The sequence below is a fragment of the Fervidobacterium changbaicum genome, assembly GCF_004117075.1.
Taxonomy (GTDB): domain Bacteria; phylum Thermotogota; class Thermotogae; order Thermotogales; family Fervidobacteriaceae; genus Fervidobacterium; species Fervidobacterium islandicum.
Genome location: NZ_CP026721.1, coordinates 327,862 through 339,615, shown reverse-complemented (window position 1 = coordinate 339,615; position 11,754 = coordinate 327,862). Strand labels below are relative to the sequence as shown.

Below are 11,754 nucleotides of genomic sequence, written 5' to 3'. Positions count from 1 at the left end.
CCTCAAGAACCTTCGCCCACAGGCTTTGTCTCAACCTTTGCAACATTTGGATCATAAGCCTCCTCAGGAGCTTTTAACAAGAAGAGCACAATGATCACAGTAGAGATAACGTTAATAGAAAAGAAGAACAAGTAAGGGTTTATCTTATCAAGCAGGAACCCGTAAAGAGCGGAAGAAATAGGCGTGCTTCCCATAGCAAAAAGTGAAAGAACTGAGAACACTCTTGACCTAAGCTCGGACGGTACAAGTATCTGCAAGTTTGCATTTATTGGTATGTTAACCAAAGCGTTGAAGAAGGTTATCAGAAAAGCACTCACAACAAATACAAAATATGCTACTCCTTTCGTAAATCCAAGAAGGGGCATTATCAGTATTGAGAAAAGCAAACCGACAACTTGCTCTAATATGAGTCCGGAGGATATAAGGACTTTAGAACTGAATTTATTAAGAAAAAGCATTATAGCAACGTTCCCGAAAAGTGCACCTAATGTAGCAAATACTTCAAATGTGCCAAATTGGGCTGCAGAAAATTTGAATACAATTCTGGCAAGGTATGGAAGCACAACACTGTAAAGCGGAGACATTAAAAAATTGATCACTATGGCAAAAGTGAATAGGAATTTTAGACCTTTATGTGCTAAAACAAATCTAACACCTTCGGAGAGTTCTTGTAGGAACTGTATTTTGCCGTTTTTTGGAATATGAACGTAGATAATAAACATTTCACTAATTCCCGAAAGAATGTAGAGCACAGCCGTCATAAGCAACACGTTTGTTAGTCCGTAGTAACCGTAGAGCATAGCACCGATGATAGGACCTATAATGTTTGCACCACTATTTGCCATTGCATTTAAAGATGTGGCTCTCTTCATATTTTCTTTTCTCACAACATCTCCAAACATTGCACCAGTCGGACCGTCGAATATCCCATCGAGAAATGAAAGAATCGCCCTGAAAGTCAGAAGCGCTCCAATTCCAAGCTTGTTGCTGAAGGCTACGAACCAGAGAGCAAAAAGCAAGATACCCCTCAGTTCATCAAGCAAGACCATTATGTACTTTCTGTTAAGTCGGTCCCCTAGAACACCTCCGATTGGTGTTGCAAGCAATCTTGGCAATATTCCAAGCACTGTAAATATGCCCATCATCGTTCCAGAACCGGTTTTGTCCAGTATGAATAGAGGCATAGCAACAAGTAAGGCCGCCGCACCAACAAGAGATTCAAACCGACCGCTGATAATTAGTGCAAGATTTCTCCTTTCGTGTTTGTAAATCTCCTCTTTCACCACCATCACCCCCAAAAATTATTGGCAAATAAATTTTATCATATGCCAAAATATTTTGTCAATAGAGCAATTTTTTTGCACTTAAAAATAATTCGTTATACGAAGTATATTTCTCGAAATTCATGGTATAATCACTTGGAGGAAGGAGGGATTTAGATGGAAGGAAGGATTGAAAAGTTCAAAGGACTTGTAAGTTTGTGCGAGGTACCAGGTGTTTCGGGCAGGGAGGAGTTGGTGCGTGAAGAAATTTGCAAAATGCTTGGAGAACTGGCAAAAACTGATAAGATAGGGAATTTAATTCTCGAGAAGAAAGGAACTGAGGGCAAAAAGCAGGTAATAATTATGGCCCATATGGATGAAATAGGTTTTTATGTTTCTTCACTTAGAGCTGATGGAAAGCTTGAAATTAAGAATGTTGGCGGGATCATAGAGGAGACACTACCCGGTTCGTTCGTTCAAGTTGTGACAAGGAAAGGGGTAGTTGATGGTGTGATAGGTGCCGTTCCACCACACTTAAAATCCGATGGTGTGGTTTTTGAAAAAGTTGTTGATGTAGGTGCTAAGAGCTACGAAGAACTGGAAAGCCTCGGTATTGCTGTCATGGACTTTGTTGTTTTCAAAAAGAATCACGCGTTGTTGAACGGTGAGTTACTTGCCATGCGAAGCTTGGATGATAGGTTTGGCTGCTTTGCACTAATAGAAGCATCAAAAGGTTTAGTTCCAAAATCAGATATTATCTTTGCTTGGACCGTTCAAGAAGAGGTAGGGCTAAGAGGTGCTAAGGCGCTTGCACACACGTACTCACCAGATTTGGCGATCGCCATAGATTCTTTTGCATGTTGTAGCAAGACAAACGGTCACATAAAGCTTGGAAATGGTCCGGTCGTCAGGATTTACGACAACAGTTCTATTTCCAACTTCGAAGTCGTTGATATTATCACCAACCTTGCAAAAGAGGAAGGTATTCCTCTTCAAATAGGTGTAACAGGTGGAGGGAATGATGCAAGCGTTTTTGTTGAGAAAGGAGTCCCTATGGTTGCTTTAAGCGTTCCCGTAAAGTACTTGCACTCTCAGGTGGAAATGATCAGCCTTTCAGACCTTGAGAATCTTATAAAATTGCTTAAGCGCTTTTTGGAGGTGTTTTAAGTGCTTGAGGTACTGTTGTTTCTCGGTGGACTCTTCTCAGGTGTTGTTAATGTCTTGGCTGGGGGAGGATCGTTTTTAACATTGCCAATCCTTGGTCTTTATGGCCTAAGTACAAGTGTCGCTAATGGAACAAATAGAATAGGTATTTTGCTACAAAATGTCTCAGCCACTTGGAGGTTCATAACCAAGAAGGAGTTGGACATCAAAAATGCGCTGTTTGTCACAATTCCAACGATCATAGGTGCCGTGGTCGGAACGTCTATCGTCTTAAGTTTACCTGAGAAAATAGTCAAAATAACAATCGGTATAATTTTCCTATTCATGTCGTATTTCGTGCTGTTTACACCAAAAGTCTGGGAAGAAGGTAAGAAGGAAAAGTCGAACAGATTTCTTAGTGGTTTTGTGTTTTTTCTGATAGGAATATACGGTGGTTATATACAGGCCGGGGTTGGTTTCTTTTTGATATACGCCCTAACAATGCTCGAAGGGTACAATATAAAACAGGCGAACGCGATGAAGATCTTTTTAACACTCATGTTTACAATCTTTTCACTGATTTTATTCTCTTTCAATAATAAAGTAGCACTGATCCCTGGTTTAATACTCGGAGCAGGTTCTTTTGTAGGCGGGTATTTGGGGTCATACCTTAACTCACGCGTGAACAAAAAATTCATAAGGTACGTGGTCGCTGGCATGATGATATTCTCTGCAATCAACTATTTGTTCTTTAGATAGGCATCTATTTTGAAACAATAGCCCTGGTTAAGTTTCGTGGTTACCAGGGCTGTTGTTTTAGTCTTTTGTTAATGTCCTCGATCATCTTCTTCAATTTCTTAGCTTGTCTATAGTCTTCCTTCTTAAGCGCTTCCTTTAGTTTGTGATTCAGCAGCGTTAGTCTGCGTTTTTGTATATCTGTTATCACTTTACCATATACATTCGAATCTTTTGGGAACATCGTCAACTGGATAGTACTCGGCTGTTCAGAATACAAAAATTCCAAGGAAAAGTCAAACTTTTTGTTCCTCGCCGGCGATTCTTCCATAAGATTTTTATGAGACATAATCGTTTGCAGACCAGCGCGTGTATAACGCTCAATTTCATATTTTAGTACTTCCTTAAGACACGACTTACAATAAGATATTCTCTTAACAGTACCATCAACATAAACATTTTGCGATATTTCGGACTTATTTCCACACCTGATGCACTTTTCGTTTTCCAATATATCACCTTCTAGTCTGTCTTTTCAGGTTATATTAATCTTCATTCGACCTGAATTGAATTATATCTGTTCATAGCTTTTTCAATGCCTTCAGAAACGATCGTCTCAATTGCCTCAACTGCTAAGTCGATGACCTTCCGCAGTTTTTCAAATTCTTCTGGCGAAAAGTTTGAGAGTACAAAATCGGCAGCATCAACTTCCTTTGGTTTGGGACCTATACCTATTCTTATTCTCGGAAAATTCTGACCAATGTACGATATTATCGATTTAATCCCATTGTGTCCTCCAGCACTACCGTCTTTCCTAATTCTGATTCTGCCCAAAGGTAGGTCAAGGTCGTCGTACACCACTATTATATCATCATGTGGCAAATATTTAAATACCTCTCCACTGAGGTTCATGTAAGTCGTTGGTTTGACCAGCTTCACTTTCTGTCCTGCTATGTTGACGTCTGAGTAAAGATAGTTCGGCCCAGATTTCCAAGACTTTCCCAACCTATCCAGCACCATAAATCCAACGTTGTGGCGAGTATTAGCGTACTTTTCACCAGGATTTCCTAAACCAATGATTATCAACATCGGTTCCTCCTTTGCTGTATGCTTGGAGAATTAGCGAAACACAAACATTAAAGAAAAGTCCCCCAATGGGGGACTTTTCTTTATGTTTTTATCAGATTACTTCTCTTCCTCTTCCTTCTTACCTTTCTTTAGAACTTCCGGTTCTGCTGTTTCTGTCGTTGCTGTTGTTTCTTCAACTTCAAGTCCCCTTGGAACAACAATTGTTATCAAAACATCTTCTGGATCCATATCGATTTTAACTCCTTCTGGTAGTTTGACATCCTTTACCCTTAAGGAGTCACCAAGACCAAGGTTTGTGACATCGATTTCGATAGTTTCCGGAATTCTGTCAGGCAGTGCCTCAACTACAACTTCGTGGTGGAGAACCTCCATAATACCGCCCTTTTCAACACCCATCGCTTTACCAACGATATGTAGTGGAACGTTTATTTTCATCTTGTGGTGCGCTTCTGGTATATAGAAGTCAACATGTCTGACTTCATCCGTAACCTTATCGTATTGGACCATTTTGATGAATGCCATGTGTTTGAAAAGTTCTTTACCGTTTTCATCTTTGACTACTAGAGTGAGTGGTGTTGATTCTGTAACTTCCCTGAATATCTTTAAAAAGCTGTTTTTTTCCAAAGCCAAGCTAACCGGTTTCTCAACTCCAGGTCCGTACGCAATAGCAGGTATAACGCCTTGAGTTCTCAATCTTCTTACTGCGCGCTTTTTTCCTACAATAGACCTTACCTGCGCGTTTACTACGTGCTCCATGTCTACTCCTCCTTCTTTTTTATTTTTAAGGTTTTATTTTAATCTTTATTTTTTCTCACGATTTACTTAAAAAGTATACTTACAGATAGGTTCTTTCTGACTCTTATTATCGCTTCACCAAGCAATGGTGCAACTGAAACAATGTTGAATTTGCTCGGTAGACTCTGATGATATATTGTATCACTAATATAAATCTTTTCAATACTCGAGTTTTCGATCCTCTCAACCGCACCGGATGAGAGCACAGGATGTGTTATACATGCTATAACTCGTTTTGCTCCAGCATTCTTCACAGCATTTGCACCTTCGACCAATGAACGTGCCGTATCAACTATGTCATCAACTATTATAGCCGTCTTATCTTTGACATCACCTATAATGTTCAATATTTCAGCTATGTTATCTTTCGGACGTCTCTTGTCCAGGATTGCAAGAGGGAGGCCTACTTTTTCAGCTATCTGCCTTGCTCGTTTAACACCACCAACATCTGGAGAGACAATGACTGCATCGTCGTTTAGTATACCGTCTTTACTTAGCGTTTCAAGAAAAACCGGAAAACTCCACAGATTGTCAACAGGGATATCAAAGAACCCTTGAACCTGTTCAGCGTGTAGGTCAACGGTCATAACGCGTGTCGCACCGGCAACTGTGAGCAAGTTTGCGACAAGCTTAGCCGTGATCGGGTCTCTACCTTTAGCTTTTCTATCTTGCCTTGCATAGCCGTAGTACGGTATTACAACAGCAATGCTATTTGCAGAGGCTCGTTTAAATGCATCTATCATAATAAGTAACTCCATTAGATTTTCATTTACTGGTGGGCAAGTAGGTTGAATGACAAAGACGTCATGCCCTCGAACAGTCTCTTCTATGCGGACGTTGATTTCGCCATCCGCAAACCTTCCAACGGTAATATCTCCAAGCCTCATTCCTATGTAGCTCGCTACCTTTTCTGCCAAGACTTTGTTAGCATTACCGGTGAAGATCTTCATTTCATTCCTTGTGATTTGCATTCTCCATGGCCTCCCTTTTCATTTTTGCCCAGTTTTCCTTTATAACTTGTCTTGCTCTGCCAAGCGCAAGTGCATCGTCAGGAACATCTTCTGTAATAACCGAACCAGCACCTACAATGGCACCTTTTCCTATTTTCACTGGAGCAACAAGTGAAGAGTTGCTACCGATAAATGCACCGTCACCGATGGATGTTGGATATTTCTTATATCCATCGTAATTGCAGGTTATCGTTCCAGCACCGATGTTAACATCTTCACCAATAGTCGCATCACCAAGATAAGTAAGATGCTGAGCCTTGGAGTTCTTCCCAATAACAGATTTCTTCGTTTCCACGAAGTTTCCAATTTTTACCTTCTCTTTTAGGACGGTTCCTTCTCTAAGTCTTGCAAAAGGTCCAACGGAAACGTTATTTTCTATAATTGCACCTTCAACTTCCGAACGCATTATTTTGACATTATTCCCGATTGTCGAATCCTTTATTCGAGTGTACGGACCTATTTCGCAGTCTTCACCGATGGTGATATTTCCTTCTAAAATTGTAAATGGATGTATTATCGTGTCAATACCTATCTTGACGTCAGGTCCTACAAACGTTGAAGCGGGATCAACCACAGTAACGCCCGAAAGCATAAGTTCTTTAAGTATCCTTTCTTTTGCAACAGATTCGAGCTGAGCAAGCTGCACTCTGTCGTTTACACCTGATACCTGAACTGGATCATCCAACAGTACTGTTTCGACCTTACTGGCCATTTCAACCAAGTCTGTTAAGTAATACTCACCTTGGGCGTTGTTATTCGAGAGCTTATCCAAGTTTTCAAGTAAGAATTTACCAGAAAATACGTAAATACCGCTGTTCACTTCTTTAATCTTCAGCTGTTCTTCGTTTGCGTCCTTGTGCTCAACAATTCTTATCTTTTCGCCATTTCTGATGATCCTTCCGTACCCAGTCGGGTCATCTGCAATGAAGGTTAGTACGGTAACATCTGCTTTCGCTCTTGCGTGAGTCTGTGCAAGCTTTTCTATGGTTTCAGGTTTTAGAAGAGGAACATCTCCGTAAAGTATCACTATATCGTCCTCAGAAACTATAAACTCCTTAGCACACATCACAGCGTGACCTGTGCCAAGTTGAGGTTCCTGAAGGTATGTCTTGACGTCTTGTGGTAAGTAAGATTTCACAATTTCTGCTTTGTGGCCGACCACCACACCTACTTCTCCGAATTTCTTACCCAAGTCTACGACCCAGTTTATCATCGGTTTTCCGAGTATCTTGTGCACTACTTTTGGATATTTTGACTTCATTCTCTTCCCCAAACCAGCTGCAAGTATAAGCACCTTCATAGGCCGAACCTCCAAGTTTCAAAATATCATCAAACTATTCTTCAACTTCACCATCTTTACCTTTAAGCCTTCTTTGTAAAGAATACTCTCTAACAATAACCGGAATGAGAATAAGTCCGAGTAAGTATCCTTTTGAACCAAATTTGATGGCTCCAATCGCACCTATACCCATTCCGGTTAATAAAAGCATTGGGATAAGACCGTACCAAGCCTTAAGTATATCGTATAAGATAGCTAAGAACGTTCCGTAAACCACAAAGTTCAGCCCATCTAAGCTGTAGGGCCTAAATTTTCCAAGTATCGCTACCGCGCTAATTAAGAGCAGATTCAAACCAGCAAGAGACTCAGCGCGCTCGTTCTTTCTGAATGTAAAATATAACCCAACCAAAATCAAGGAGAAGTAAGAGTAGCTCTTGGTTAAATAGAACGAAGTAACAGCAGCTACTATGGAGAGTATCAAGGTGCCCATAAATTCTCACTCCACACAACAAAATTTTTTACAAAGAAAAAAAAGAAATATAAGGGGCGCAAAAGCGCCCCCAAGTAATAAAGAATATTAGCTTCTGTATTTGATGCTTGCTTGAGCAGCTGCAAGTCGTGCAACTGGAATTCTGTACGGTGATGCGCTGACATAATCGAGTTTTGTTGTGGCAAAGAACTCGATGGATTTTGGATCTCCACCGTGTTCACCACAGACTCCACATTTAAGTGTTGACTTAACTTCTTTACCTTTTTCCGTTGCTGATTTGACGAGCTGTCCAACGCCTTGTGTATCGATATGCTTGAATGGGTCGTGCTCGAGAATTCCCTTTTCAAGGTACTCTGGCAAGAACTTACCAACGTCGTCACGGCTGAATCCAAATGTCATTTGTGTGAGGTCATTTGTACCAAAGCTGAAGAAGTCTGCTTCTTGAGCAATCTGGTCAGCTGTGACAGCGGCTCTTGGAACTTCGATCATCGTTCCGACAAGGTACTTGAGTTCGACTCCATGTTCCTTAATGAGAGCATCAGCTGTTTCAATTATTATTTGCTTTACATATTTCAGTTCGTTGATGTGGCCTACAAGTGGTATCATGATTTCTGGCACAACTTCGATTCCCTCTTCTTTCTTCAGCTCAATAGCTGCAAGGATTATCGCCTTTGTCTGCATGACTGCAATTTCTGGATATGTGACCAACAATCTTACACCTCTGTGACCGAGCATTGGGTTAAGTTCGTGCAGTTGTTCAACTACTTTCTTGAGTTCCTCAACAGTGATACCGATTTGTTGAGCAACTTCTGCCATCTGTTCTTCTTCCTGTGGCAAGAATTCATGGAGTGGTGGGTCAATAAGCCTTATCGTAACTGGGTAACCCTTCATTTCTCTGAACAATCCTTTGAAGTCTTCTTTCTGGAGTGGGAGAAGTTCCGCAAGTGCAGCTTCTCTTTCTTCTTTCGTTCTTGCGACAATCATTCTTCTGACCTTTGGTATTCTATCCTTTTCGAAGAACATGTGCTCTGTTCGGCACAGACCGATACCTTCTGCTCCAAATTCTCTTGCAACTTTTGCATCTCTTGGAACATCGGCATTTGCCCTGACACCGAGTTTTCTAAACTCGTCTGCCCATGAAAGCAATTCAGCAACTGGTCCTTCCAGACCTTGTGGTTTAACGGTTGTAATCTTTCCAAGGAATACTTCTCCGGTTGTTCCATCTATTGAGAGCCATTCGCCTTCTTTTACGACTACGTCTCCAACTTTGAGGTAGCCTTCTTCTTCATTTACGTAAATGCTTTCTGCACCGACTACTGCTGGTTTCCCAAGACCTCTTGCGACAACAGCTGCGTGTGATGTCATACCGCCGCGTGCTGTAAGTATACCTTCAGCCGCGTTCATACCACCGACATCTTCTGGGCTTGTTTCTGGTCTAACAAGGAGGACTTTTTCTCCTGCTTTTGCTGCTTCTTCTGCTTTGTGTGCATCAAAGTAAACTTTACCTGTCGCTGCACCTGGTGATGCTGGCAGACCCTTCGCAATAACCTTTGCGTTCTTCCTTTCTTTTTCATCGAATTTTGGATGGAGGACTCTTTCAATGTCAGATGGCTGGACTCTCAAAACCGCTGTCTTCTTGTCGATAAGACCTTCGTGAACCATATCGACAGCTATTCTAATTGCTGCTTGGCTTGTTCTCTTGGCGCTTCTTGTTTGGAGTATGTAAAGTTTTCCTTTTTCAACTGTGAATTCTATATCCTGCATATCCTTGAAATATGCTTCAAGTCTATCCATTATCGCGATAAGTTCGTCGTAAGCCTGTGGAATCATTTCTTTCATCTTTTCAAGTGGATATGGTGTTCTTATACCAGCGACAACATCTTCACCCTGTGCATTTGGCAAGAATTCTCCGTAGTGCACCTTTTCTCCGGTATTTGGGTCCCTTGTGAAGCAAACACCTGTACCACTATCGTCACCCATGTTACCGAAGACCATAGCAACTATATTGACAGCTGTTCCAAGCAGTTGTCCTTCCTTAATTCCGTGGATTTCTCTGTACTTAATAGCCCTATCACTCATCCAGGACCAAATGACAGCTTCAATAGCTGCCCATAGTTGTTTGTAAACGTCCTGTGGGAATTCTTTTCCGTGTTTTTTGTAGATTTTCTTGTAGGTTTCAACAAGTTTCTTAAGATCTTCTGCATCAAGTTCCGTATCGAGTTTTACACCTTTTTGTGCTTTCATTTCGGCAAGTGCGTTTTCGAAATCTGCATGTGGAATTCCCAGAGCTGTGTCACCGAACATCTGGAGGAACCTTCTGTAGGAGTCGTACGCAAATCTTTCGTTATTCGTCATTTCAACAAGACCTTTGACCGTTTCATCATTAAGCCCAAGGTTCAGGATAGTATCCATCATTCCAGGCATCGATATAGCAGCACCTGATCTAACGGAAACAAGGAGAGGCTTCTTTGGGTCGCCGAATCCTTTTCCTGTAACTTCTTCAAGCTTTTTCATAGCTGCTTCGACTTGTTCTTTCAAATCCTCTGGGTAGGTTCTGTTGTTGTCGTAATAGAACTTACAAACTTCTGTTGAAATAGTAAAGCCTGGAGGTACTGGAACTCCGGCGTTTGTCATTTCAGCAAGGTTTGCACCTTTACCACCCAGTATATCCTTCATCTGGGCGTTTCCTTCTGCTTGCCCGTTGGCAAAGAAATAAACCCACTTTTTACCCATTTTCACACCTCCATATCGAAAAATTTAGAAAAGTACCTGTATAATTGTACCATACTTTTTCTACTTGTCGTATACACACTGTGATAAATTGTTTTTTTCTTTTATGTTAATTTCTGCAGAAAACAACCATCGGCCGTAATCATAGAAGATATTTATTCCGTCCGGAGTACGATCTGGGTGTATAATTGTTACACTACAGAACGATTCAGTTAGTTCTTGGAGGTGGAAATATGGAGAATAATACCTTCGTGAGCTTTCTCAAAGTTTTGTTACTAGGAACGATTGTGTTTTACATCTCAACACACCTATCAACATCAAGAATAGTAGAGTATGTTTCACAAGATGCAAAAAAACTCACAATCGATGGAATTCAAGTTGCTTACAGAGAATACGGAAAAGGTAACTTTGAAACTATAGTGTTCCTACATGGATTCGCCGGTTCTTCTTACGATTGGAAGGTGCTAATTGATGTGCTTTCGGAAAATTATCACTGCATAGCATTTGATATACCACCATTTGGTTTATCTGAAAAGAAAAACGACTTTGATTATTCTGACGAATCGATTGTAAGACTCTTAATAAAGTCTTTAGATTCCCTGGGAATAGAGCAATTCACTCTCGTTGGTCATTCGATGGGTGGATACCTTTCACTTGCGATAGCAAGCATTATTCCAAAAAGAGTGGAAAGGCTCATTTTATTTGACGCTGCGTACGATGTTAACAGTGAAGATTTACAAAACCCAGGCCCTCCGTTTAAGCTAAAAGACGAGCACCTACTTAAGTTTTACCAAATATTTCTGGATGTAGGTTTGAAAACCTATCCGCTGTTCAAATTCGTTTACCGAAATTCATTAGCAGAAGGTGAGATTCTGAATACCGAACACTTCGACTACTTGTTTTCACAAAATTACTTTCTACCTGCGGAAATACTCATAAAGTTCACAAAAGACAAAGCAGCACAGAAACCTTTAAAAATTGATCTTGAGGGTATAACCGCCAAAACTCTTATTATTTACGGTGAAAAAGATCAGATAACCCCTCCGTCGATAGGTGAGTATTTATCCAAATCAATAAAGAACTCGAAATTTATGTTGATTCCAAACGAAGGGCACATGCCTTTATCAAACAGATTAGTTATAGAACTGGTCAGGAAATTCCTCATCGATATTCTGGAGTGAAAAAAATGCGACCCCTTTAGTAAGGGGTCAAATTCTGTCA

11 protein-coding genes are annotated in these 11,754 nt (G+C 40.8%); 3 read left to right on the top strand and 8 right to left on the bottom strand.

What is annotated here, in order from left to right; all coding sequences use genetic code 11:
* Positions 1-2: 2 nt before the first annotated feature.
* Entirely contained in the window at positions 3-1,289 is a 1,287-nt protein-coding gene (locus tag CBS1_RS01620) for an MFS transporter (RefSeq protein ID WP_241685542.1), read from the bottom strand.
* 150 nt (positions 1,290-1,439) lie between these two features.
* Between CBS1_RS01620 and CBS1_RS01615 the strand changes: the two genes are divergently transcribed.
* Positions 1,440-2,429: a M42 family metallopeptidase gene (locus CBS1_RS01615; protein WP_052107028.1), complete on the top strand. Its 990-nt coding sequence runs from the start codon at positions 1,440-1,442 to the stop codon at positions 2,427-2,429.
* On the top strand, positions 2,430-3,164 hold the full coding sequence (locus CBS1_RS01610) for a sulfite exporter TauE/SafE family protein (RefSeq protein WP_033190972.1): 735 nt from the start codon (positions 2,430-2,432) through the stop codon (positions 3,162-3,164).
* Between the two features lie 40 nt (positions 3,165-3,204).
* On the opposite strand, the gene CBS1_RS01605 is transcribed toward CBS1_RS01610, so the two are convergent.
* From CBS1_RS01605 to ppdK, 7 genes are all read right to left on the bottom strand, one after another.
* On the bottom strand, positions 3,205-3,651 hold the full coding sequence (locus CBS1_RS01605) for a hypothetical protein (RefSeq protein ID WP_033190971.1): 447 nt from the start codon (positions 3,649-3,651) through the stop codon (positions 3,205-3,207).
* Positions 3,652-3,692: 41 nt separating this feature from the next.
* The gene (gene pth / locus CBS1_RS01600) at positions 3,693-4,226 is read right to left on the bottom strand and encodes an aminoacyl-tRNA hydrolase (RefSeq protein WP_090223000.1); all 534 of its coding nucleotides are present in this window, start codon (positions 4,224-4,226) and stop codon (positions 3,693-3,695) included.
* A 99-nt stretch (positions 4,227-4,325) separates the two neighbouring features.
* Positions 4,326-4,985, bottom strand: coding sequence for a 50S ribosomal protein L25 (locus CBS1_RS01595; RefSeq protein ID WP_033190969.1), 660 nt, complete (start codon positions 4,983-4,985; stop codon positions 4,326-4,328).
* Positions 4,986-5,047: 62 nt separating this feature from the next.
* The gene (locus CBS1_RS01590; protein WP_033190968.1) at positions 5,048-5,995 is read right to left on the bottom strand and encodes a ribose-phosphate pyrophosphokinase; all 948 of its coding nucleotides are present in this window, start codon (positions 5,993-5,995) and stop codon (positions 5,048-5,050) included.
* Positions 5,976-7,334 carry a bifunctional UDP-N-acetylglucosamine diphosphorylase/glucosamine-1-phosphate N-acetyltransferase GlmU gene (gene glmU, locus CBS1_RS01585; protein WP_090222981.1) on the bottom strand — a complete coding sequence of 453 codons (1,359 nt, stop codon included), beginning with the start codon at positions 7,332-7,334 and terminating at the stop codon, positions 5,976-5,978. Before glmU ends, CBS1_RS01590 begins: the two co-directional genes overlap by 20 nt.
* A 34-nt stretch (positions 7,335-7,368) precedes the next feature.
* The gene (locus CBS1_RS01580) at positions 7,369-7,803 is read right to left on the bottom strand and encodes a hypothetical protein (protein ID WP_090222983.1); all 435 of its coding nucleotides are present in this window, start codon (positions 7,801-7,803) and stop codon (positions 7,369-7,371) included.
* Positions 7,804-7,890: 87 nt separating this feature from the next.
* Positions 7,891-10,536, bottom strand: coding sequence for a pyruvate, phosphate dikinase (ppdK, locus tag CBS1_RS01575; protein WP_090222985.1), 2,646 nt, complete (start codon positions 10,534-10,536; stop codon positions 7,891-7,893).
* A 230-nt stretch (positions 10,537-10,766) separates the two neighbouring features.
* On the opposite strand from ppdK, the gene CBS1_RS01570 reads away from it, so the two are divergent.
* Positions 10,767-11,714 carry an alpha/beta fold hydrolase gene (locus tag CBS1_RS01570; RefSeq protein ID WP_090222987.1) on the top strand — a complete coding sequence of 316 codons (948 nt, stop codon included), beginning with the start codon at positions 10,767-10,769 and terminating at the stop codon, positions 11,712-11,714.
* The last annotated feature ends 40 nt before the right edge of the window (positions 11,715-11,754 follow it).

Bases quoted from the DNA above. Each gene is read 5' to 3' on its own strand.
- CBS1_RS01620 (WP_241685542.1), bottom strand. From the start codon at position 1,289: ATGGTGGTGAAAGAGGAGATTTACAAACACGAAAGGAGAAATCTTGCA.
- CBS1_RS01615 (WP_052107028.1), top strand. From the start codon at position 1,440: ATGGAAGGAAGGATTGAAAAGTTCAAAGGACTTGTAAGTTTGTGCGAG.
- CBS1_RS01595 (WP_033190969.1), bottom strand. From the start codon at position 4,985: ATGGAGCACGTAGTAAACGCGCAGGTAAGGTCTATTGTAGGAAAAAAG.
- CBS1_RS01590 (WP_033190968.1), bottom strand. From the start codon at position 5,995: ATGCAAATCACAAGGAATGAAATGAAGATCTTCACCGGTAATGCTAAC.
- glmU (WP_090222981.1), bottom strand. From the start codon at position 7,334: ATGAAGGTGCTTATACTTGCAGCTGGTTTGGGGAAGAGAATGAAGTCA.
- CBS1_RS01580 (WP_090222983.1), bottom strand. From the start codon at position 7,803: ATGGGCACCTTGATACTCTCCATAGTAGCTGCTGTTACTTCGTTCTAT.
- ppdK (WP_090222985.1), bottom strand. From the start codon at position 10,536: ATGGGTAAAAAGTGGGTTTATTTCTTTGCCAACGGGCAAGCAGAAGGA.
- CBS1_RS01570 (WP_090222987.1), top strand. From the start codon at position 10,767: ATGGAGAATAATACCTTCGTGAGCTTTCTCAAAGTTTTGTTACTAGGA.